The sequence below is a fragment of the Coprococcus sp. AF38-1 genome, from assembly GCF_003603945.1.
GTDB lineage: Bacteria > Bacillota > Clostridia > Lachnospirales > Lachnospiraceae > Coprococcus > Coprococcus aceti.
In genome coordinates, this window is record NZ_QVGO01000010.1 from 1 (window position 1) to 23,262 (window position 23,262).

Here is a 23,262-nt window from a genome sequence, read left to right on the forward strand (position 1 = left end):
ATGTGTTCAGCCTAGTTCATAAATATGTGTCCAGGATTCTGGGTACATATCAAAATTATTTTGTATCTTTCTGCCGTTTTTTCATAAAAATGCGAAAATATTATGCGCTTACATCCTACCCTCATACACCGCTTCGTTCGTGAACTCGATTCCAAGCTTCTTGAATGTGTTCATATCAACCGCCGACAGTATGGCAGATGTGTGAAGCTGGCATCCGGCAAGCTTTGGAAGCTGCTGCAGAGCAAGCTTGGCATTTGGATCTGATACTGCACACATGGACAGGGCGATGAGAACCTCGTCTGTGTGGAGTCTTGGATTCTTGCTGCCAAGGTACTGAGTCTTGAGCTTCTGTATAGGCTCGATAAATGTTCTTGAGATCAGGTGTGTCTTCTTGTCGATGCCGCCAAGTATCTTGATGGCATTCAGGAGGACTGCTGATGAAGGTCCGAGAAGGTCTGAGGTAGAACCTGTGACGATGGTTCCGTCTGGCAGCTCAAGTGCAGCGGCAGCAGAACCGGTCTCTTCGGCAAGCTTGTTAGCAACAGGGACAACGGCGCGGTCATCCACGGTGATCTTTGCCTGCTTCATGATGAGTTCTTGCTTGTAGACCTCATCCTTTGTAGCCTCGTCTCTGACAAATCTGTTCACGGACTGATAATATCTTCTGATGATCTCCTGCTTTGAAGCCTCCTGACAAGCCTCGTCGTCAACGATGCAGTTTCCTGCCATGTTGACACCCATGTCTGTAGGTGACTTGTATGGGCAGTGTCCGTAGATTCCCTCGAACATAGCCGCAAGGACAGGGTAGATCTCTATATCACGGTTGTAGTTGACTGTGGTCTCACCGTATGCTTCCAGATGGAACGGATCGATCATATTCACATCGTTGAGGTCGGCAGTTGCAGCCTCGTATGCCAAGTTTACAGGGTGCTTGAGAGGAATATTCCAGATAGGGAATGTCTCAAACTTTGCATAGCCAGCCTTCACACCGCGCTTATTCTCATGGTAGAGCTGGGAGAGGCATGTAGCCATCTTGCCGCTTCCAGGGCCAGGTGCTGTGACGATGACGAGAGGTCTGGTAGTCTCAACATATTCGTTCTTGCCGTATCCCTCATCGCTGACGATCTTTTCTACGTTGTTTGGATATCCGTCGATTGAATAGTGGTGGTAAACCTTGATTCCTATTGCTTCAAGCTTCTTCTGGAAAACATCCGCAGAAGACTGTCCAGCGTATCTGGTGATTACCACACTGCTCACATACAGTCCCTTTTCTTTGTATACGCCTATAAGTCTGATGACATCCTGATCGTAAGTGATGCCGAGGTCGTGTCTGATCTTGTTGCGCTCTATGTCGGCAGCATTTATAGATATGATCATCTCAGCCTGGTCTGCAAGTTGGAGAAGCATCTGAAGCTTACTGTCCGGAGCGAATCCTGGAAGGACTCTGGATGCGTGATAGTCATCGAATAACTTTCCACCAAATTCCAGATACAGCTTGTCTCCGAACTGTCCGATCCTCTCTCTGATATGCTCAGACTGCATGGACAGATATTTGTCATTGTCAAAGCCAATTTTTCTCATCTTGTGAATCTCCTTAAACTATAATTGAACAGACATATGGTTTTGTCTGTGTATCTCTTTATGAAATAATGTAATAAGTAAGAATACTTAAATTTATAAAGCGTCCTATAAGAGAATACCACACAGATGGGAGAAAAAACAGAGGAAAGTTCGGCAAAATTGCAAATGTAATAATGCAGTAAATTTTTTCTGTATTATAGTGTTTTATATTGAAAATGATGGATGGATTGGGTAGAGTAAGGGTATGGGAGTAATGCTCGCAAATAGCAGGAACAGGAGGTACAGACATGAGTGCAGATTACATCACAATGACCATACCAAAGCAGAAAAGGATAGCTCTTATCGCCCATGATGCGAAGAAGGAGGAGCTCATCAGATGGTGCGAGGACAACAGGAACATACTGAGCCAGCATGAGTTGTGTGGAACGGGAACTACAGCCCGCATGATAACAGACAGGACAAATCTTCAGGTGAAGGGCTACAACAGCGGTCCGCTTGGAGGAGACCAGCAGATAGGTGCGAAGATTGTTGAGGGAAGGATAGATTTCGTGGTTTTCTTCTCGGATCCCCTGACCGCAGCTCCACACGATCCGGATGTGAAGGCTCTGCTCCGTATCGCTCAGGTGTACGACATACCGATGGCGAACAACAAAGCCACAGCGGACTTTATGATCCAGTCCAAGCTGATGGATGAGCCATACGACCATAAGGTCATCAACTTCCAGAAGAATATCGACAACAGGGCGAACACGCTGGGAAAATAATTGTATAGTGATAATGAAGTCTAAGGATCCACAGGATATCTGGCAAATGTCAGCCGACCTGTGGATTTTTTCTATTATGTAAGCCTCAGATCAAGGCGGCAACTACAACGACTGACGGTGTGAAGATCATTTCAAAGAAGGTTGGCACAGGTGATGATGCGCATTATGAGCTCACAGAGGAGAAGATCGCCAAGATCAAGAGCGTGACTCTGGCAGCAACATCCTACACATACGACACGAAGGCAAAGAAACCTGCAGTCACAGTCAAGGATTCAGCGGGCAAGGTGACATATTATTCAACATGGAGTGCTGCAAAAAATACTGTGGTTAAGAAATAATGAACCACATGGCACTGGATATATAGAATTATAGAGTTACAACACGCGGATGTATTGCAGGATTTGCAATACATCCGTTTTGTATATATAATGGGGTGGATGTAAAACATATTTGTATTGAGGTAAATGCATTTGAAAGTTGCAAAATGGATCATGCGGGCCATAGTTGTTCTGGTGGTCGGAGTCATGCTGACTGCGGTGATCATATCCGCCGGGCTTGGAAGACAGGCGCGTATGACGATGAAAGAAGAAAAAAAGGCAAAAGCGAAAAACTCTTACACAGAAAAAGAGATGACCATAACTGAGAAGTTCCGGGACATTAACATACAGGTGGCAGACGACATGGATGTGAAACTGGTGGAATCCGATGATGACAAATGTCACGTCACATATTTTGATTCGCCCGACGTCGTACATTCCGTGACGGTGCAGGATGATGCGCTGGTCATGACCTGTGCCGACAACAGGATATTTGGCTCAGACATAGGCTTTGGAGACGATCCTTATGTCGTGGTGAGTATACCGGAGGGAGAGTATGGAGATATATCCATGACCTCGAAGACGGGAACTCTGGTGTCCAGTGTGCAGATATCCTGTGGGACATTTGAAGTAACTGAGGTGAATGGCGGAGCGTATCTGTCCAATATAACCGCAGAAAATGTAAATGTCGTCACAGATTCCGGTGAGGTCACCATGGCTTCTGTGGATGCGGATAGTGTGAAGGTGAATGGCAGCAGCGGCGACTTTTCGATAATGAACGTCCACGGCGACAATGTCATAATATCTGCGGGCAAGGGTTTGCTTGAGGGGTATAATATAAAGGCGGCAAAGGTTGGACAGTTCATGACATCTTCAGGAGATATAAATGTAGATGCGTGCGATGGACATATGCTCTGGTTTGCGACGGAGAGTGGTAACGTGGATATATCATTCTTGTCGGAGAAACGTTTCCTTGTGAACAGCAAGAGCGGAGAGGTGGACATACCTGAGTCCCATATGGAAAATGAAAACAAGTGCATTGTCGATACCACATCGGGAGATGTCCAGATAAAATATGTTGACAGATAGAACGACTGAGTTTAGAAGGTTATAATATGGAATTAAAATTTGTTGATATTAATGATTATAGAAAACAGGTAAAGCACCTGTTCGTGACTGCGTTCCCAAGGGAAGAAAGACCTCCTATGTGGATGCTCACCAGAAGATGCAGACAGGGAAAGGCGAGGTTTCGTGCGGTTGTGGACTCGGGCAGATTTGTCGGACTGACATATGTGATAGGCGATGAGAGGGTGAAAACGCTCATGTTCCTTGCGATAGATGAATCGGCAAGAGATGGTGGATACGGCTCTGCAATATTAAAAAGGGTGAGAACAGAGTATCCGGATCAGAAGCTGTTTCTGAATATCGAGCCCCTTGATGAGAATGCGCCGAATTACGACCAGAGGTGCCGGAGAAAGGCGTTCTACGAGCGCAATGGCCTGTCCTGCCTGGATTACCAGGTCAGAGAAGCCGGTGTTACATATGAGATGATGACCTACGGAGAGTACGTGACACGGGACGAATACGAAGAGGTTATGAGAGTTATGTATGGCTCTCTTCTATATAAGATAATAAAGCGCATGTAAATGCAAATGTACAGGAAAGGAGATCTGTGACATGGCAAAGATGGTGAAGATAATAAAAAAGAAAGATGAATACTCAATGGAATATGAAGTGGGCGATGTGCTCAAGGTGGACAGCACATGGTACGGCGGCGTGACTGTGCTCGGCAAGACCGGTGTGCCGGTGTCCATAGATAAGGATGAATATGAGGAGGTTCAGGATATTTCTGAGCCGGAGAAAGCTGAACCTACGAGCATTGAGGAAGGACTCAGACCTGCGGGACAGGGCGTTTCAACAGAAGCCTTTGACCATTTGAAGGAGATCGAAGATGAGGTCCGCGGCGCTGTGAAGGATCTTATTGCAGTTGCGGGACTTGAACCCGGCGATGCACTGGTGGTCGGCTGCTCATCCAGCGAAGTTGCAAATATGAGGATAGGCTCATTCTCCAGTGAGGAGATCGGCAAATGTATAGCGGGAGCAATACTCGATGAACTCAAAGACACAGGTGTCTACATGGCGGCGCAGTGCTGTGAACATCTGAACAGGGCAATAATAGTTGAGAAGGAATATGCAAAGGCGAACAGGATACCGATAGTCAATGTTGTGCCACAGCTCAAGGCGGGCGGTTCATTTGCCACAGCGGCATACGCAGATATGAAGGAGCCAGTGGCTATCGAGGCTATACAGGCACAGGCAGGCATTGATATAGGAGATACTCTCATAGGCATGCATCTTGCGCCGGTGGCCGTTCCGGTCAGATCTGAGCACAGCATGGTTGGAAGTGCACATGTGGTTATGGCGAGAACCCGTGCAAAATACATTGGCGGTGCGAGAGCCTGCTATCGCTAAAAAATAAAGAATTACCCGGAGGTATGACGTGTACGACAATATTATATTTGACTTATATGGAACATTGATAGACATTCACACTGATGAGGAGGACATCGCTGTGTGGAAACATATGTGTGAGTTCTATGCGCAGCACGGAGTGAAATACAATCCGGCAGGACTCAGATCAAGGTACAAGAGACAGATCAGACGCGCAGAACAGGCCATGGCAAAGAAGAGGTTCAAATTCCCTGAGATACAGATACTTGAGGTATTTGAGCAGCTCACGTTGAAAAAAGATCAGACGCCGTCCGATTGTGCAGAGCTGACAGTGGCTGCGGCTCAGGAGTTCCGCAAGGCGTCTACAGGATATATAAGACTGTATGACGGCGTGACGGATATGCTCGAACAGCTCAATCAGGCCGGAAAGAAATTATACGTTCTGTCAAATGCACAGAGAGTTTTCACCTTCCCTGAGGTTCAGTCACTTGGCATAGAGGGATATTTTACAGATATATCGCTCTCTTCGGATTTCGGTGCAATGAAGCCGGATGCAGCGTTCTATCAGCAGCTCCTGGACAGAAATCATATCAATCCGAACAGATCCATAATGGTGGGAAATGACGCGGTATGTGATGTGCTGGCGGCGAAGCAGGTCGGACTCCACACCTGTTATGTACACTCCAATATATCCCCGGTGGATGATGCCGACAGAGACATAAAAGCAGACATAATTATGGATGAGGTAAATGTGCCGGAGATGTGCAGACTTATCCTTGATGATGCCGACAGATAAGACCGGTCATATCCGAATATAAAAAAGAACTATTCGTCTTTAGTTAAAACGAATAGTTCTTTTTATTCTATATAGGATCTAGCTGAAAAGCTCTCCGTGCTTCTCGTAATCGGTAATACGTGAGATGGAGTTGTCATCATTTACAAATACGACCTTAGGCGTGTGCTCCTTTGCCTCCTCAGGGGTCATTGATGCGTAGCACATGAGAATGATGTGATCTCCGACCTGGACCTGACGGGCAGCAGCACCGTTGAGGCACATAACTCCTGATCCCGGCTCTCCGGCTATGGTGTATGTCTCGAAACGATTACCATTTTCTATGTCAACAATCTGTACTAATTCATACTCGAGGATTCCGGCGGCCTTTAAAAGCTCAGAATCTACAGTTATACTGCCGACGTAATTGAGCTCAGCCTGAGTTACAACTGCGCGGTGTATCTTACTCTTTAACATCGTAATATTCATAAGATTTGCCTTTCTATGCTGTATGCATCCTGTTTACCGCAATTATAATATCATAAATTGACAATATTGCAACAGTAAATAAAATCATTTCTTGATTATATTATTGACATGTGCAAAAATAACTGAAAGAGAGTTGTAGACCGGACATTTGGAAAGGTGGACAATGGAGAGTCAGAATTACTTAACTATTGCAATAGAAAAGATGGGGCACGTCATGCTTGATGACAGGCATATGAAAGCCTCTGACATATATAAAACAGCGGTTAAACTTCACAAAAAAGAGGATTATAATCCGCCTTCTTATAATGAAGATAAGTTTAAGGTCAGATCGGTGTTTGAGAAGGGCGGACTGTGCTTTTATGTGATGCCTAAAGACGGCAGGGCGACGGAGTTCTTCATGTATATACACGGCGGAGGATTTGTGTCGAGGATAACACACAATGAATGGAAGTTTGTGTTCGACACGGTGGAGAGAACCGGCTATGGGGCGGTGGTTCCGATATACCCGCTTGCGCCGGAGCATTCGGTGACAGAGGCACTGGATATGCTTACGGGTGCGTATGACAAGCTGTGTGACTCGGAGGATGTCCAGCGTCTGGTGCTTCTCGGACATTCATCCGGAGGCTGTCTGGCGTTATCGCTTGCCATACAGTTGTGGAAGAAGGGCAGGAGAAGACCGGACAAGCTCATACTGTGCTCCCCGGTTCTTGACACGGAATTTGAGGACACGGAGCTTGAACAGAAGATGAGTGACAAGAGCCGTTTTATGTACAGATATTACTACACGCCGGGGATAAAGCATTTCCTCTCTGCTTACTGGGTGAAGGATGCGGCAGGCAGGACGGATATGACAAGTCCCGTGTATTACGACATAACGGATATATGCGATGAGATGGATATATTCACGACAAATGACGACATGCTCAACTGCTATGCCAGAAGGCTGTATGATAACGCGAGCAGGACGAATATGAAGGTGCATTACTATCAGTATTATGCGGTGACACACGATTATCTCGAGCATCCCCTCATACCGGAGTGCAAGACCATCATGAAGAAGATCGCCGGCTGCATCAAGGGAGATTCGGATTTTGTACCTGCTGACATAGAGAATGACATCTGGTGCAGGGCGATGATGGCGGAGCGTTATCCAAAGTTATATGAGGACAACGAGGCCATAAAGCTCACGGACAAATTAGGCATCGAGCATAAGAAGAGGAATGCCAGATACACATTTTACGACAGGACAGTCATGATGGAGAGGCTGGTCGCTGTGGACGAGAGGGTCCGAAACTTCATAAACAGATATGCGGACGGAATTATCGTCAATGTCGGATGCGAACTGGATACCATGTTTTCCCGTGTGGATAACGGCCGTATAAAGTGGTACAATGTTGATCTCCCGGAGCGCATAGATATAAGAAGAAAATACATGGAGATCCGGGACAGAGAGGTCAACATAGGAAGTTCAATATTTGATTACGAATGGCTTGATGAAGTGCAGAAGCCTCAGAATGTGGCGATCCTGTTTGTTGTATACGATATGATGAGATATTTTGACAAGGACAAGCTGAAGTTGTTCCTGGATGCGATATGGAAGAAGTGTCCGGGGGCTGAGGTTGTATTTGATGCCAAGAATTCGGTTGCAAAACACAGATGGAACAGAAGCGTGTTCATGGGTAAAAACAAAGGAACGATGCTGCGGGTGAGCATAGATAATTGCACAAGTCTTATGTATGACTGGAACATCAAGTACAAGATACTCTGTGATGAACCGATACTCAGAGAAGCGGATCTTGAGAGAATGTTCTCACACAGTGAGGCGAGAAGGTTCAGACATGCCATAAAGAAGAAGTATGACAAGGTCATACATTTGCGGCTTGGCACGGAACATTTCCTTGATAATATGTAATCAGTGTATGCGGACTAAGGCGGACTAAGCTAAGAAGGAAGAGACAGGTAGAGATATGGACACACAACAGATAAAGAAATTTACCAGAAACTGGTGCATACTGGTTGGATCGGTATGTCTTATTGCTGGAATTGTTATAGGAATATTTATAGGAAGAGCGGGAGGATTTACCAACTCCAAGGCATCTCCGGGGCTTTCCTATGAATCGGGATATACGCTCGAGGATACGGAGATAACCAGTCTTATATATGACAATTACTGGAACTATATACCGACAGCGTACATCAATGTCGGAGAACTCGGCCCTGATGCGCTGCTGTACAAGATCAGCGACAAGGTGGAGAGAAACAATCTCGATGTTGAGAAGTTCTACACGGGCGACGATGGATATATGCATTACAGCGATGACAATATAAAGGACACACTGGTGGGTGTGGATCTGTCAACATTCCAGTCAGACATAGACTGGGAGACTCTGGCGAAGAACAAAGACATAGATTTTGTTATGCTCAGAGTGGGTTACAGAGGCTACACGCAGGGCGGACTGATGCTGGATTCAAGCTTTGAGGACAGCAAGGCGGCCGTCATCAAATACAAAATACCGACAGGGCTTTACTTCTTCACCCAGGCGATAACATATGACGAGGGTGTAGAGGAAGCGAATTTTGTCCTCAAACAGATAGGCAAGATGAACGTCAAGTATCCTATAGTTATCGACTCGGAGCTTATCGGCGACAGTGAGGCGAGAGGCGACAACGCATCGAATGATGAGAGAACGGATGGCATAGTCGGCTTCTGTGAGACGATAAAGGCGGCAGGCTACACGCCGATGATATATGCCAGCAGGAATATGTTCGCACAGTGCCTTGACATGGACAGACTCGGGGATTACGAGCTGTGGCTTGCACACTATGCAAATGTTCCTAATTTCCCATACAAATATACAGGATGGCAGTACACCGAGTCCGGAACCGTTGACGGTATATCCGGAGACGTGGATCTGGATCTCTGGTTCAAATAATAAACCTTGAATAAACGTGTTATCACAGCCCCGGTTGTTACATATTATAAATGGAATAAACAACCGGGGCTGGATGTTTTATATGGCAACAAAAATTATGATAGATGCCGGGCACGGCGGATATGACAACGGTGCATCGTATGAGGGCAGGTTTGAGAAAAACGATAACCTGAACCTGGCGCTGGCACTTGGGGATGAACTCACCCGCAGGGGATATGATGTGGTATACACCAGAACGGAGGATGTATACGATTCTCCGGTCCGCAAAGCACAGAAGGGAAATGAGAGCGGAGCAGATTATTTTATATCGCTTCACCGCAACTCTGCACCGGAGGCCAACAAGTACAGCGGAGTGCAGACCCTTGTCTACGATAAAAGCGGAGTGAAATACAATCTTGCACAGGAGATCAACAGCGAGCTTGAAAAGCTGGGCTTTCGAAATATAAATGTTGAGGAGAGGCCGGGGCTGGCGGTGCTGCGCCGGACTGAAATGCCCGCAGTGCTCATAGAAACAGGCTTTATCAACAACGATTACGACAATTACCTGTATGATTACAATTTTGAAGCCATAGCAGACGCAATAGCAAATGCTGTGGACGAGGCGATCGGCGCGTGAGTCTGGCAATAAACGGATCTGCAGCAGGCTGTGCAAAAAAATAAAAATAATTATTGACATTGTATTTGCGGTGTGTTACATTAAGCAACGATGAACTGCCGAAGACAGTAGGTGCCCCAGGGCGTAAGATGTTATATCACCTACCGAGGAAAGATATCGTTATTGAATTAACAATCTACTCTCAGGTCTTAGGGCTTTGAGAGTTTTTTTATATCTTGGAATGTGCAGTCATTAGTAAAATAAGGAGGCGCATTATGGCAAAGGTAGAGTTAAAGAAGCCAATAGTAGAAGAGATCAAGGCAAATCTTGAAGGCGCTGCTACTGCAGTAGTTGTAGACTATCGTGGTCTTACAGTTGAGCAGGATACACAGCTCCGTAAGAATTTAAGAGAAGCTGGTGTTGTATACAAGGTATACAAGAACACAATGGTTAACTTCGCTATCGAGGGAACAGAGTTCGAAGGCCTTAAGGGTTGTTTAGAGGGACCAACTGGTCTTGCAATCTGCAAGGATGACGCTACAGCGGCTGCAAGAGTTCTTGCAGACTTCGCAAAGAATGCCCCAGCTCTTGAGCTTAAGGGCGGCGTTGTAGAAGGTACATTCTACGATGCAGAAGGAATCCAGGTTATTGCAAAGATCCCTTCAAGAGACGCGCTTATTTCCAAGTTCCTTGGAAGTATCCAGTCACCTATCGCAAACTTCGCTCGTGTTATCAAGCAGATCGCAGAGCAGAAGGAGGCTTAATATTAAGCCTGATAGAACATCTGATGTATATATCGGCACTGCCGGGATTATATGCTGTCAGATATTCAACTGTCTATATCATGGACAAAGGGTATCCGCATGATACGAGAATGATGTGTGGATGCATTACAAAATAACAAATTATATTATATGGAGGAAAAACATAATGACAACTCAGGAAATTATTGAAGTAATCAAAGGTTTATCAGTATTAGAGTTAAACGACTTAGTTAAGGCTTGTGAAGAGGAGTTCGGCGTATCAGCAGCAGCAGGTGTTGTAGTTGCAGCAGCAGGTGCAGACGGTGCAGCAGCAGCCGAGGAGAAGGATTCATTCAACGTAGAGCTTACAGAGGTTGGTCCTAACAAGGTTAAGGTTATCAAGGTTGTTCGTGAGCTTACAGGCTTAGGTCTTAAGGAAGCTAAGGACGCTGTAGATGGTGCTCCAAAGGTAATCAAGGAGGACGCTACTAAGGAAGAGGCTGAGGAAGCTAAGACAAAGCTCGAGGCTGAGGGCGCTAAGGTTACATTAAAGTAATTTGATCCTTATTTTATTATCAGACTTTATTCGGCCTGGCGGAGATGGATCTCATCCCGCCGGGCCGGTTTTTCTATACATCTTTTCTCAATTAATAAAAAAATCTAAAAAAATTCCAAAATATAGTTGACAAATATTGCATTTGCTGTTAGGATAGTAAACTGTCACTATTATGGCTTCGTGTGCATACACATCATAATATGGTGATAAATGGCTTTAAAACACTTATTTAAACTAAGGTTTGTCTTAAAAAGCATAAAAATAAATTCCAAGGGGTGAATGTGTCGATGGAAAAGAACAGAATTAGTCCTGTCAAGTCTGGAAAAGGCTACAGAATGAGCTACGCTAAGCAGAAGGACGTCCTGGAGATGCCTAACTTCATAGAGGTTCAGAAGAATTCATACAACTGGTTCTTAACTGATGGTCTGAAGGAAGCATTCAGGGATATTTCTCCTATCACTGATTACTCTGGACAGTATAGTCTTGAGTTCGTAGATTTTCAGTTCTGTAAAGATGACTTGAAGTACAGTATCGAGGAATGCAAGGAGAGAGATGCAACATATGCGGCGCCTCTCAGAGTCAAGGTCAGACTCAGAGTCGGAGATGCTAAGGAGATGTCAGATCATGAGATATTCATGGGTGATCTTCCTCTTATGACAGAGACAGGAACATTCGTTATCAATGGTGCAGAGCGAGTTATAGTAAGCCAGTTAGTGCGTTCACCTGGTATTTACTATGATATAACACATGATAAGGTTGGTAAGAAGCTGTATGCATGTACAGTAATTCCTAACAGAGGTGCATGGCTGGAGTATGAGACAGATTCCAACGATGTATTCTATGTTCGTGTGGATAGAACCAGAAAGGTACCTGTGACTGTTCTTATCCGTGCACTTGGTCTTGGAACAGATCAGGAGATCATAGATTTATTTGGCGAGGAGCCAAAGATCATGGAGAGTCTTAACAAGGATCCTGCAAAGACATATGCAGAGGGCGTGGTAGAGCTTTACAAGAAGATCAGACCGGACGAGCCTTCAGTAGTTGAGAATGCAGAGAGCCTTATTAATGCTATGTTCTTTGATGCGAGAAGATACGATCTTGCAAAGGTTGGACGTTACAAGTTCAACAAGAAGCTCGCTCTCAAGGCTCGTATAGCAGGACATGTCCTTGCTGAGGATGCTATCGATCCTAGCACAGGAGAGGTTATCGCTGAAGCTGGAACAACAGTATCAGAGGAGCTTGCAGACACAATTCAGGATGCAGCAGTTCCTTATGTTATGATCCAGACAGAGGAGAGAAACGTTAAGGTTCTTTCTAATATGATGGTCAACATTGCCAACTATGTGGATTTTGATCCTGCTGAGCTTGGCATTGTGGAGAGAGTATATTATCCGGTTCTCGAGGGACTCCTCGAGGAGTATGGCGATGATACAGAGAAGCTCAAGGCTGCCATAGAGAGAGACATGTCAGACCTCGTACCAAAGCATATTACAAAGGAAGACATATTTGCTTCCATAAATTACAACATTCACCTCGAGTATGGCATTGGTAATGACGATGACATCGACCATCTGGGCAACAGACGTATCAGAGCGGTTGGAGAGCTTCTTCAGAACCAGTATAGAATCGGTCTTTCAAGACTTGAGAGAGTTGTAAGAGAGAGAATGACAACACAGGATGCTGAGTCTATCACACCTCAGTCCCTCATCAATATCAAGCCTGTAACGGCTGCTGTTAAGGAGTTCTTCGGAAGTTCACAGTTGTCACAGTTTATGGATCAGAATAACCCTCTGTCAGAGCTGACTCATAAGAGAAGACTTTCAGCCCTTGGCCCTGGTGGACTTTCACGAGACAGAGCCGGATTCGAGGTCCGAGATGTACACTATACACACTACGGTAGAATGTGTCCTATCGAGACCCCTGAGGGTCCTAACATCGGACTTATCAACTCACTGGCTACATATGCGCGTATCAACGAGTATGGTTTCGTTGAGGCTCCATATAGAAAGCTTGATAAGACAGATCCTTCTAACCCTGTTGTTACAGATGAGGTTGTTTACCTTACAGCAGACGAGGAGGACAGATACAGAGTAGTACAGGCTAATGAGCCTATAGATGAGAATGGACACTTTGTCAAGAACAATGTATCAGGAAGATTCAGAGCTGATACAACCGAGTTCCCTAAGTCAAAGGTTGATCTCATGGATGTATCACCTAAGATGGTATTCTCAGTTGCTACATCGATGATCCCATTCCTTCAGAACGATGATGCTAACCGTGCCCTCATGGGATCAAACATGCAGCGTCAGGCGGTTCCTCTTATGATGACAGAGTCAGCAGTGGTTGGAACAGGTATGGAGGCAAAGGCTGCTGTAGATTCAGGTGTCTGCGTCGTTGCCAAGAGAGACGGTGTTGTAGAATATTCAAACAGCACAGAGGTCTGTGTAAGAGCAGATGAGGATGGAACAAAGGATGTATATCACATCATCAAGTTTGCACGAAGCAACCAGGGTAACTGTATGAACCAGAGACCTATCGTGTTCAAGGGTGACCACGTAAAGGCTGGAGAGGTTATCGCAGATGGCCCTTCAACATCTGGCGGAGAGATCGCACTTGGTAAGAACCCACTGATCGGTTTCATGACATGGGAAGGTTACAACTACGAGGATGCGGTTCTTCTCAGCGAGAGACTTGTACAGGATGATGTATACACATCAATTCATATAGAGAAATACGAGTGTGAGGCTCGTGATACCAAGCTTGGTAAGGAGGAGATCACAAGAGATCTTGCAGGTCTGTCAAATGATGTCCTCAAGGATCTTGATGAGAATGGTATCATCAGAATCGGCGCAGAGGTTCGTGCCGGTGATATCCTCGTTGGAAAGGTTACTCCAAAGGGAGAGACTGAGCTGACAGCAGAGGAGAGACTTCTTCGTGCCATCTTCGGTGAGAAGGCAAGAGAGGTAAGAGATACATCACTGAAGGTTCCACACGGAGCATTCGGTATTGTTATAGATGCAAAGGTATTTACACGTGCTGATGGAGACGATCTTCCGGCAGGCGTAGACAAGAAGGTCAGAGTATATATAGCACAGAAGAGAAAGATCCAGGTCGGAGATAAGATGGCTGGTCGTCATGGTAACAAGGGTGTAGTTTCACGAGTGCTCCCTGTTGAGGATATGCCATTCCTTCCAAACGGACGTCCTCTTGATATCGTGCTTAACCCACTGGGCGTTCCTTCACGAATGAACATCGGACAGGTCCTCGAGATCCATCTCGGACTTGCTTCACAGGTTCTTGGATTCAAGGTATCCACTCCTGTATTCAATGGTGCTACAGAGTTTGACATCATGGATACACTGGAGATGGCCAATGACTATGCAAATGGTACATGGGAAGACTTCGAGGCTAAGTACAAGGATACAGTAAAGCCTGAGGTTATGGATTACCTCTACACGAACAGAGACCACAGAGCAGAGTGGAAGGGCGTGCCTATCAACAGAACAGGTAAGGTTCAGCTCCGTGATGGTAGAACAGGTGAGAACTTTGATGCCCCTGTAACTATCGGTTACATGCATTACCTCAAGCTGCACCATCTGGTTGATGATAAGATCCATGCTCGTTCAACCGGTCCATACTCACTGGTAACACAGCAGCCACTGGGTGGTAAAGCTCAGTTTGGTGGACAGCGTTTTGGAGAGATGGAGGTTTGGGCTCTTGAGGCTTATGGTGCTTCATACACACTGCAGGAGATTCTGACAGTTAAGTCTGATGATGTTGTAGGACGTGTTAAGACATATGAGGCTATTATCAAGGGCGACAATATACCAGCACCTGGTGTGCCTGAGTCATTCAAGGTACTTCTCAAGGAGTTCCAGGCTCTCGGACTTGATGTAAGAGTCGTAAGAGAGGAAGAGGACGAGGAAGGCAACAAGAAGATGGTTGAAGTTGATCTCAGCGAGACCATGGAAGCTTATGATTACAACACAAGTATCAAGAGACTTCTCAGCGACAGATCATCAGACAGAGACGATGATATGGATGAGAGCGATGCACCTGAGGTGTTCAGAGGCGATGACGCAGATGAGCTTCAGGCAAGCGGATTCTCAGAGGTTGATGAGAACGGCGATATAAGTGATATGGAAGACCTCGGCGATTCAGATTATATGGATAATAATGAGGAAGAATAAGAAAGGAGCTTTGTAAGATGCCAGAATACAATGTAGACAATGCAGAACAGGAAAAGTCATTGAACTTTGACGCAATAAAAATCGGACTTGCATCTCCTGAAAAGATAAGAGAATGGTCACATGGTGAGGTAAAGCGCCCTGAGACTATCAACTATAGAACACTTAAGCCTGAGAAGGACGGTCTGTTCTGTGAGAGAATATTTGGACCACAGAAGGACTGGGAGTGTAATTGTGGTAAGTACAAGAAGATCAGATTCAAGGGAATCGTGTGTGATAAGTGTGGAGTTGAGGTAACAAAGTCCAACGTTCGTAGAGAGCGTATGGGACATATTGAGCTCGCTGCTCCTGTATCACATATATGGTACTTCAAGGGAATCCCTAGCCGTATGGGACTGATCCTTGATATATCACCAAGAGTGCTTGAGAAGGTACTGTACTTCTCATCATATATAGTAACAGATCCAAAGGATACTCCGCTTGCTTACAAGCAGATCCTCAACGAGCAGGAGTTCAGAGAGGCAGAGAAGGAGTATGGTTACGGTTCATTCGTTGCAGAGATGGGCGCAGAGGCTATACAGAAGCTTCTCAAGGCAATAGACCTTGATGCCGAGAGCGCAGAGCTTAAGAAAGAGCTTGAGACATGCAGCGGCCAGAAGCGTACAAGGATCATCAAGAGACTTGAGGTAATGGAGGCATTCAGAACATCAGAGAACAGACCTGAGTGGATGATCATGAATGTAATACCTGTTATCCCACCAGATATCAGACCTATGGTACAGCTTGAAGGTGGAAGATTTGCAACATCAGACCTCAACGATCTGTACAGAAGAATCATCAACAGAAATAATCGTCTCCGCAGACTCCTTGATCTCGGTGCTCCTGAGATCATCGTGAGAAATGAGAAGAGAATGCTTCAGGAGGCAGTTGATGCACTTATAGATAACGGTAGACGTGGACGTGCGGTAACAGGCCCTGGTAACAGAGCACTGAAGTCACTTTCAGAGATGCTGAAAGGTAAGCAGGGACGTTTCCGTCAGAACCTTCTTGGTAAGCGAGTTGACTACTCAGGACGTTCAGTTATCGTAGTTGGACCAGAGCTTAAGATTTACCAGTGCGGTCTCCCTAAGGAGATGGCTATCGAGCTGTTCAAGCCATTTGTTATGAAGGAGCTTACAGCTACAGGTAAGGCAAACAATATCAAGCAGGCAAAGAAGATGGTAGAGAAGCTTGAGCCACAGGTTTGGGACATTCTTGAGGATGTCATCAAGGAGCATCCGGTTATGCTTAACCGTGCCCCTACACTTCACAGACTTGGAATCCAGGCATTTGAGCCAGTGCTTGTAGGCGGTAAGGCTATAAAGCTTCACCCACTCGTATGTACAGCCTTCAATGCCGATTTCGATGGAGACCAGATGGCTGTCCATCTTCCACTTACAGTAGAGGCACAGGCTGAGTGTAGATTCCTTCTGCTTTCACCTAACAACCTGCTGAAGCCATCAGATGGTGCGCCTGTTGCCGTTCCTTCACAGGATATGGTACTTGGTATCTACTATCTGACAATGGAAAAGGAAGGCGAGATCGGAGAGGGAAGATATTTTAAGTCCAAGAATGAGGCAATACTTGCATATGAGAATGGTGGAATTACACTTCACACCAAGATCCATGTAAGAAGAACCGGTGAGTTCGAGGGCGAGGAAGTTACAGGTGTTATCGATACAACACTTGGAAAGCTCCTCTTCAATGAGATCATTCCACAGGATCTCGGATATGTAGACAGAACTGTTCGTGAGAACGCTCTGAAGCTTGAGATAGATTTCCATGTAGGAAAGAAGCAGCTCAAGCCAATCCTTGACAAGTGTATCAATACACACGGTGCAACAAAGACTGCAGAGGTTCTTGATGATGTCAAGGCAATAGGATATAAGTATTCAACAAGAAGTGCTATATCAGTATCTATTTCAGATATGAAGGTGCCTGATGAGAAGAAGGATATCCTTGAGGATGCACAGAAGCTCGTTGACCAAATCACCAAGAAGTTCAGACGTGGTCTTGTTTCAGACGAGGAGAGATATCAGGCAGTAGTTAAGATCTGGGAGAAGGCAGATAAGCATCTGCAGGATCTCCTGTTCGCAGGTCTTGATAAATATAACAATATATTCATGATGGCTGATTCTGGAGCCCGTGGTTCTAATCAGCAGATCAAGCAGCTTGCAGGTATGCGAGGACTGATGGCAGATACAACAGGTAAGACCATTGAGCTCCCAATCAAGTCTAACTTCCGAGAGGGACTTGACGTTCTGGAGTATTTCATTTCGGCGCATGGTGCTCGTAAGGGTCTGTCAGATACAGCTCTTCGTACAGCCGATTCAGGATACCTGACAAGACGACTTGTAGATGTATCACAGGATCTTATAATCAGAGAGCCTGATTGTAGTATAGGAAGAGATTCAATTCCGGGTATGGTCATTGAGGCCTTCAGAGAGGGCAAGGAAATGATCGAGGAGTTTCAGGAGAGAATCACAGGACGTTACCTTGCAGAGTCTGTATATGATGCAGAGGGCAACATGCTTGTCAAGATAAATCATATGGTAACTCCTAAGAGAGCTGAGCTCATTGTTAAGAAGGGTGTCGATGCCAACGGCGTTCCATTCACCGTTAAGGATGACGATGGAAACGAAGTTGTAAGATCAGATGCAAAGCTTAAGATCAGAACAGTCCTCACATGTAAGTCACACCTCGGTGTGTGTGCAAAGTGCTACGGTGCGAACATGGCAACAGGAATGCCTGTACAGGTTGGTGAGTCAGTTGGAATTATCGCTGCACAGTCAATTGGTGAGCCTGGTACACAGCTTACAATGAGAACATTCCATACAGGTGGTGTTGCCGGTGGCGATATCACACAGGGTCTTCCAAGAGTTGAGGAGCTTTTCGAGGCCAGAAAGCCAAAGGGACTTGCGATCATTGCAGAGTTTGGCGGAAAGGTACAGCTCCGTGACAACAAGAAGAAGAGAGAGGTTGTCATAACAAACGATGAGACAGGTGAGTCAAAGGCATATCTTATTCCTTATGGTTCACGTATCAGAGTTCTTGATGACCAGGTACTCGAGGCTGGTGATGAGCTTACAGAGGGATCAGTTAATCCACATGATATCCTTAAGATAAAGGGTGTTCGTGCAGTTCAGGATTACATGCTCCGTGAGGTTCAGAAGGTTTACAGACTTCAGGGTGTTGATATCAATGATAAGCACATTGAGATCATCGTAAGACAGATGCTTAAGAAGATCATAATTGATGAGCCGGGAGATTCAGATTATCTTCCAGGAACACAGGCAGATTTGCTTGAGTTTGAAGATACAAATGAGAAGCTTATCGCAGAGGGCAAGGAGCCTGCAACTGGAACACAGATAATGCTTGGTATAACAAAGGCATCACTTGCAACTGATTCATTTATGTCGGCTGCATCATTCCAGGAGACAACAAAGGTTCTTACAGATGCTGCGATCAAGAGTAAGGTTGATCCACTTATCGGACTTAAGGAAAACGTTATCATCGGAAAGCTTATACCTGCTGGTACAGGAATGAAGAGATATCGTTCAGTAAAGCTTGACACTGATATGGAAGAGCTTAACTTCTTTGATGAAGATGAGGATACAGATGATTACGAAGAGTTAGAGAATGTAAATTCAGAGGAGATCGTATTTGAGACCCTTGATACAGCCGGGGATGCTGACGAAGAGTAATCACTCATTTGCTTGGATGTATATAAAAAAGTAGTGGCTGCGAAGCTGCTCGACATGAAGGATATAAGGGGAATCCGGGATATGTCAATTTCTCATAAAGGTATTCAGATATACCTGTGAGAAATAGGATATGCCGGATTTCTTTTTGGAAATATTTAGTAAGAAAGAAATGGAATAATATGGCTGCTGTAAAGAAAATCAATAAAGAAGGTATATTAGAAGCGGCGTATAACCTTGCCAGAAGAGAAGGAATTGCCGCAATAACAGCAAGAAAACTGGCAAAAGAGATTTCCTGTTCAACACAACCAATATATGAGAATTTTGTTGATATGGGAGCTGTTATAGAGATTACAACAGAGCGTATAAATGAGGTTTACGGTTCCCTGAAGACAAGTCTGTGTAAGAAAGAGAATGCGGATTATGTCAGCCAGACCACTATTCTCTGTGAGTTTGCAGACAGTGAGAGGGTGTTGTTCAGACAGCTCGTTGCAGACAATGACTCGGGACATGGACTGTTTAAGGATACCAGGACAGAGAAGATGTTAGTTGAGACACTTCACTGTGATGAGATTGTTGCAGATCAGATAAATGAGGAAATGCACAAATATATAATGGGACAGGCGTTTCTTGTAAATGAAGGTTATACAGAATTTGATCAAGCCAGACTGGCAATGGAAACAGAGAGAGTCTTTGAGTTCGTTAAGAAAATATTTGTCAAATAAATGCTTGACAGAGAAAATACTCGACTATATAATGATAAAGCATGCGTAAAAACATGCTTTATCATTTTTAATTTATATACAGGAGGTGAAAACATGCCAACATTTAACCAGTTAGTTAGAAAAGGAAGACAGACAGTAGAGAAGAAGTCAACTGCACCAGCTCTTCAGAGAAGCTTCAATTCACTTAAGAAGAAGCCAGTAGAGACAAGCTCACCACAGAAGAGAGGAGTTTGTACAGCAGTTAAGACAGCTACTCCTAAGAAGCCTAACTCAGCTCTTAGAAAGATCGCCAGAGTACGTCTTTCAAACGGAATCGAAGTAACAAGTTATATCCCAGGTGAGGGTCATAACCTTCAGGAGCATAGCGTTGTACTTATCCGTGGTGGAAGAGTAAAGGACTTACCTGGTACAAGATACCATATCATCAGAGGTACTCTTGATACAGCAGGTGTAGCAAAGAGACGTCAGGCTCGTTCAAAGTATGGTGCAAAGCGTCCTAAGGATGCAAAATAAAACATGCTAGAACACAATTCTAATTTGTGCTGGTAAGGTCATGTTTTTATATAGATAATAATTCAGATAGAAACAGTTAAGACAGATAACAGCACGAACACATTCCATAATTATAGAGAGAATGTGAGTACCGAAGATTTAATAAATAATTAAGGAGGGAAGAACCGTGCCACGTAAAGGACATATCGCAAAGAGAGACGTATTAGCGGATCCAATTTACAACAATAAGGTCGTTACAAAGCTTATCAACAACATTATGTTAGATGGTAAGAAGGGTGTAGCACAGAAGATCGTCTACGGTGCATTTGATCGTATCGCAGAAGAGACTGGTAAGCCTGCATTAGAGGTATTCGAAGAGGCTATGAACAACATCATGCCACTCCTCGAGGTTAAGGCTAGACGTATCGGTGGTGCAACATACCAGGTACCTATCGATGTAAGACCTGACAGAAGACAGGCTCTCGGACTTCGTTGGTTAACAGCTTTCTCACGTGCAAGAAGTGAGAAGACTATGGAAGAAAGACTTGCGAAGGAGATCATGGATGCAGCTAACAACACAGGTGCATCTGTAAAGAGAAAAGAAGACATGCACAAGATGGCAGAGGCAAACAAGGCATTCGCTCACTACAGATTCTAATTGTCTGTGTGAGAATGCATTTGTATGCATGCTTATGTGTATATGGGACACAATAGATGTGTTACGAAAAATAGCAAAAGGAGGACAATCCGTTGGCTGGAAGAGAATATCCATTGGACAGAACAAGAAACATTGGTATTATGGCTCATATCGATGCCGGTAAGACAACTCTTACAGAGCGTATCTTATACTATACTGGTGTTAACTATAAGATTGGTGATACTCATGACGGTACAGCTACCATGGACTGGATGGAGCAGGAGCAGGAGAGAGGTATAACAATTACTTCAGCTGCTACAACATGCCATTGGACACTTGAGGATCATCACAAACCAAAGGCTGGCGCGTTAGAGCACAGAATCAACATCATCGATACTCCGGGACACGTTGACTTCACTGTTGAGGTTGAGCGTTCACTTCGTGTACTTGACGGAGCTGTAGGTGTATTCGATGCTAAGGCTGGTGTAGAGCCTCAGTCAGAGAACGTATGGCGTCAGGCTGACACATACAATGTACCTCGTATGGCATTCATCAACAAGATGGATAAAATGGGTGCAGACTTTTTCTACTCAGTTCAGACAATCATTGATCGTCTGGGCAAGAATGCAATTCCAGTACAGATCCCTATCGGAAAAGAGTCAGACTTCATCGGTCTGATCGATCTGTTCGAGATGGAAGCATACTACTACAAAGATGATAAGGGCGAGGACATCGAGATCACAACTATCCCTGATGACCTTAAGGAGCTTGCAGACAAGTGGCATGAGAACCTTGTCGAGAAGATCTGCGAGTTAGATGACGACTTAATGATGATGTACCTTGAGGGCGAGGAGCCATCAATCGATGAGATGAAGAAGGTTCTTCGTAGAGCAACTATCGCATGTGAGGCAGTTCCTGTATTCCTTGGTTCAGCTTACAAGAACAAGGGTGTTCAGAAGATGCTTGACGGTGTTATCGAGTACATGCCAGCACCAACAGATATCCCTGATATCACAGGTGTTGATCCAGACGGTAACGAGGTTGTTCGTCATTCATCAGATGATGAGCCATTCTCAGCTCTTGCATTCAAGATCATGACAGATCCATTCGTTGGAAAGCTTGCATTCTTCAGAGTTTACTCAGGTACACTGAACTCAGGTTCATATGTACTGAATGCAACAAAGGATAAGAAGGAGCGTGTAGGACGTATCGTACAGATGCATGCCAACGCTCGTAAAGAGATTGATAAGGTTTACTCAGGAGATATCGCAGCTGCTGTAGGTTTCAAGCTTACAACTACAGGTGACACAATCTGTGATGAGCAGCATCCAGTTATCCTTGAGTCAATGGAATTCCCAGAGCCAGTTATTGAACTTGCTATCGAGCCTAAGACCAAGAATGATCAGGGTAAGATGGGTGAGGCACTCGCAAAGCTTGCTGAGGAGGATCCTACATTCAAGGCTCATACAGACAAAGAGACAGGACAGACAATCATTGCCGGAATGGGTGAGCTTCACCTTGAGGTTATCGTTGATCGTCTTCTCCGTGAGTTCAAGGTTGAGGCAAACGTTGGTGCACCTCAGGTTGCTTACAAGGAGACATTCACAAAGCCAGTTGATATCGACAGCAAGTATGCTAAGCAGTCAGGTGGTCGTGGACAGTACGGCCATTGTAAGGTTAAGTTCGAGCCTATGGATCCTAACGGTGAGGAGACATTCAAGTTCGAGTCAACAGTTGTCGGTGGTGCTATTCCTAAGGAGTACATCCCAGCAGTTGGAGAGGGTATCGAAGAGGCAGCTAAGGCTGGTATCCTTGGCGGCTACCCAGTACTTGGTGTTTATGCTAACGTATACGATGGATCATACCATGAGGTCGATTCATCAGAGATGGCATTCCACATCGCTGGTTCTATGGCATTCAAGGAGGCTATGGCTAAGGCTGACCCAGTTCTTCTTGAGCCTATCATGAAGGTTGAGGTTACAATGCCTGAGGAGTACCTCGGTGATGTAATCGGAAGCTTAAATGCTAAGAGAGGCCAGATCGAGGGTATGGATGATATCGGCGGTGGTAAGATCGTCAGAGCATTCGTTCCACTTGCAGAGATGTTCGGATACTCAACAGAGCTTCGTTCATCAACACAGGGTCGTGGTAACTACTCAATGTTCTTTGAGAAGTACGCTCAGTGTCCAAAGAGCATCCAGGAGAAGGTTATCGCAGAGCATTCTAAGTAAGATATTTGACGAAAGACGTTTTCCTGGTCTTTCAGGTCATATAAATAAA

19 protein-coding genes and 1 other annotated feature are annotated in these 23,262 nt (G+C 45.1%); of the genes, 17 read left to right on the forward strand and 2 right to left on the reverse strand.

Translation table 11 applies throughout. From position 1 onward, the window contains the following. Positions 1–108 precede the first annotated feature (108 nt). Positions 109–1,581, reverse strand: coding sequence for a DUF1846 domain-containing protein (locus DW025_RS14100; RefSeq protein WP_015534206.1), 1,473 nt, complete (start codon positions 1,579–1,581; stop codon positions 109–111). 287 nt (positions 1,582–1,868) lie between these two features. Here DW025_RS14100 and DW025_RS14105 point away from each other — a divergent pair, with 287 nt between their 5' ends. From DW025_RS14105 to DW025_RS14130, 6 genes are all read left to right on the forward strand, one after another. Beyond that, positions 1,869–2,345 (forward strand): methylglyoxal synthase, encoded by a 477-nt coding sequence (locus DW025_RS14105; protein WP_055147786.1) that lies wholly within the window; start codon positions 1,869–1,871, stop codon positions 2,343–2,345. Positions 2,346–2,464: 119 nt separating this feature from the next. Continuing rightward, positions 2,465–2,683, forward strand: a complete 219-nt coding sequence (locus tag DW025_RS14110; protein ID WP_120000421.1) for a hypothetical protein — start codon at positions 2,465–2,467, stop codon at positions 2,681–2,683. A gap of 132 nt (positions 2,684–2,815) precedes the next feature. After that, entirely contained in the window at positions 2,816–3,751 is a 936-nt protein-coding gene (locus tag DW025_RS14115) for a DUF4097 family beta strand repeat-containing protein (protein WP_165854798.1), read from the forward strand. Between the two features lie 26 nt (positions 3,752–3,777). Beyond that, positions 3,778–4,308: a GNAT family N-acetyltransferase gene (locus DW025_RS14120; protein ID WP_120000424.1), complete on the forward strand. Its 531-nt coding sequence runs from the start codon at positions 3,778–3,780 to the stop codon at positions 4,306–4,308. 289 nt (positions 4,309–4,597) lie between these two features. Next, positions 4,598–5,134, forward strand: a complete 537-nt coding sequence (locus DW025_RS14125) for a TIGR01440 family protein (RefSeq protein ID WP_118018059.1) — start codon at positions 4,598–4,600, stop codon at positions 5,132–5,134. A 28-nt stretch (positions 5,135–5,162) separates the two neighbouring features. Beyond that, on the forward strand, positions 5,163–5,909 hold the full coding sequence (locus DW025_RS14130) for an HAD family hydrolase (protein WP_165854799.1): 747 nt from the start codon (positions 5,163–5,165) through the stop codon (positions 5,907–5,909). Positions 5,910–5,987: 78 nt separating this feature from the next. Here DW025_RS14130 and panD read toward each other — a convergent pair whose 3' ends face one another. Then, on the reverse strand, positions 5,988–6,374 hold the full coding sequence (panD, locus tag DW025_RS14135) for an aspartate 1-decarboxylase (protein WP_015534201.1): 387 nt from the start codon (positions 6,372–6,374) through the stop codon (positions 5,988–5,990). A 163-nt stretch (positions 6,375–6,537) separates the two neighbouring features. On the opposite strand from panD, the gene DW025_RS14140 reads away from it, so the two are divergent. The 11 genes from DW025_RS14140 (at position 6,538) to fusA (ending at position 23,213) form a co-directional block, all read left to right on the forward strand. After that, entirely contained in the window at positions 6,538–8,286 is a 1,749-nt protein-coding gene (locus tag DW025_RS14140; RefSeq protein WP_120000428.1) for an alpha/beta hydrolase fold domain-containing protein, read from the forward strand. Between the two features lie 55 nt (positions 8,287–8,341). Beyond that, on the forward strand, positions 8,342–9,307 hold the full coding sequence (locus DW025_RS14145; RefSeq protein ID WP_022216759.1) for a glycoside hydrolase family 25 protein: 966 nt from the start codon (positions 8,342–8,344) through the stop codon (positions 9,305–9,307). A gap of 82 nt (positions 9,308–9,389) precedes the next feature. Further along, positions 9,390–9,923 (forward strand): N-acetylmuramoyl-L-alanine amidase family protein, encoded by a 534-nt coding sequence (locus tag DW025_RS14150; protein WP_120000430.1) that lies wholly within the window; start codon positions 9,390–9,392, stop codon positions 9,921–9,923. An 80-nt stretch (positions 9,924–10,003) separates the two neighbouring features. Beyond that, positions 10,004–10,141, forward strand: a sequence feature (ribosomal protein L10 leader region). Positions 10,142–10,177: 36 nt separating this feature from the next. Further along, positions 10,178–10,666 (forward strand): 50S ribosomal protein L10, encoded by a 489-nt coding sequence (rplJ, locus tag DW025_RS14155; protein WP_015534197.1) that lies wholly within the window; start codon positions 10,178–10,180, stop codon positions 10,664–10,666. Between the two features lie 166 nt (positions 10,667–10,832). Continuing rightward, positions 10,833–11,201 carry a 50S ribosomal protein L7/L12 gene (gene rplL, locus DW025_RS14160; RefSeq protein ID WP_015534196.1) on the forward strand — a complete coding sequence of 123 codons (369 nt, stop codon included), beginning with the start codon at positions 10,833–10,835 and terminating at the stop codon, positions 11,199–11,201. Positions 11,202–11,488: 287 nt separating this feature from the next. After that, positions 11,489–15,391 (forward strand): DNA-directed RNA polymerase subunit beta, encoded by a 3,903-nt coding sequence (rpoB, locus tag DW025_RS14165; RefSeq protein WP_120000431.1) that lies wholly within the window; start codon positions 11,489–11,491, stop codon positions 15,389–15,391. 17 nt (positions 15,392–15,408) lie between these two features. Further along, the gene (gene rpoC, locus DW025_RS14170; protein WP_015534192.1) at positions 15,409–19,131 is read left to right on the forward strand and encodes a DNA-directed RNA polymerase subunit beta'; all 3,723 of its coding nucleotides are present in this window, start codon (positions 15,409–15,411) and stop codon (positions 19,129–19,131) included. A gap of 179 nt (positions 19,132–19,310) precedes the next feature. Then, positions 19,311–19,853, forward strand: coding sequence for a hypothetical protein (locus DW025_RS14175; RefSeq protein WP_118649371.1), 543 nt, complete (start codon positions 19,311–19,313; stop codon positions 19,851–19,853). Between the two features lie 93 nt (positions 19,854–19,946). After that, positions 19,947–20,366: a 30S ribosomal protein S12 gene (gene rpsL, locus DW025_RS14180; protein ID WP_004850608.1), complete on the forward strand. Its 420-nt coding sequence runs from the start codon at positions 19,947–19,949 to the stop codon at positions 20,364–20,366. Between the two features lie 166 nt (positions 20,367–20,532). Next, complete coding sequence (rpsG, locus tag DW025_RS14185) at positions 20,533–21,003, forward strand: 30S ribosomal protein S7 (RefSeq protein ID WP_004850607.1); 471 nt, start codon at positions 20,533–20,535, stop codon at positions 21,001–21,003. Positions 21,004–21,095: 92 nt separating this feature from the next. Beyond that, positions 21,096–23,213 carry an elongation factor G gene (gene fusA, locus DW025_RS14190; RefSeq protein WP_071849530.1) on the forward strand — a complete coding sequence of 706 codons (2,118 nt, stop codon included), beginning with the start codon at positions 21,096–21,098 and terminating at the stop codon, positions 23,211–23,213. Positions 23,214–23,262: the final 49 nt, after the last annotated feature.

Excerpts from the sequence above, each read along its gene's own strand:
- DW025_RS14140 (WP_120000428.1), top strand. The coding sequence starts at position 6,538 with ATGGAGAGTCAGAATTACTTAACTATTGCAATAGAAAAGATGGGGCAC.
- rplJ (WP_015534197.1), top strand. The coding sequence starts at position 10,178 with ATGGCAAAGGTAGAGTTAAAGAAGCCAATAGTAGAAGAGATCAAGGCA.
- rplL (WP_015534196.1), top strand. The coding sequence starts at position 10,833 with ATGACAACTCAGGAAATTATTGAAGTAATCAAAGGTTTATCAGTATTA.
- DW025_RS14100 (WP_015534206.1), bottom strand. The coding sequence starts at position 1,581 with ATGAGAAAAATTGGCTTTGACAATGACAAATATCTGTCCATGCAGTCT.
- DW025_RS14105 (WP_055147786.1), top strand. The coding sequence starts at position 1,869 with ATGAGTGCAGATTACATCACAATGACCATACCAAAGCAGAAAAGGATA.
- rpoC (WP_015534192.1), top strand. The coding sequence starts at position 15,409 with ATGCCAGAATACAATGTAGACAATGCAGAACAGGAAAAGTCATTGAAC.
- DW025_RS14150 (WP_120000430.1), top strand. The coding sequence starts at position 9,390 with ATGGCAACAAAAATTATGATAGATGCCGGGCACGGCGGATATGACAAC.
- rpoB (WP_120000431.1), top strand. The coding sequence starts at position 11,489 with ATGGAAAAGAACAGAATTAGTCCTGTCAAGTCTGGAAAAGGCTACAGA.
- DW025_RS14145 (WP_022216759.1), top strand. The coding sequence starts at position 8,342 with ATGGACACACAACAGATAAAGAAATTTACCAGAAACTGGTGCATACTG.
- panD (WP_015534201.1), bottom strand. The coding sequence starts at position 6,374 with ATGAATATTACGATGTTAAAGAGTAAGATACACCGCGCAGTTGTAACT.
- rpsL (WP_004850608.1), top strand. The coding sequence starts at position 19,947 with ATGCCAACATTTAACCAGTTAGTTAGAAAAGGAAGACAGACAGTAGAG.
- DW025_RS14120 (WP_120000424.1), top strand. The coding sequence starts at position 3,778 with ATGGAATTAAAATTTGTTGATATTAATGATTATAGAAAACAGGTAAAG.
- DW025_RS14175 (WP_118649371.1), top strand. The coding sequence starts at position 19,311 with ATGGCTGCTGTAAAGAAAATCAATAAAGAAGGTATATTAGAAGCGGCG.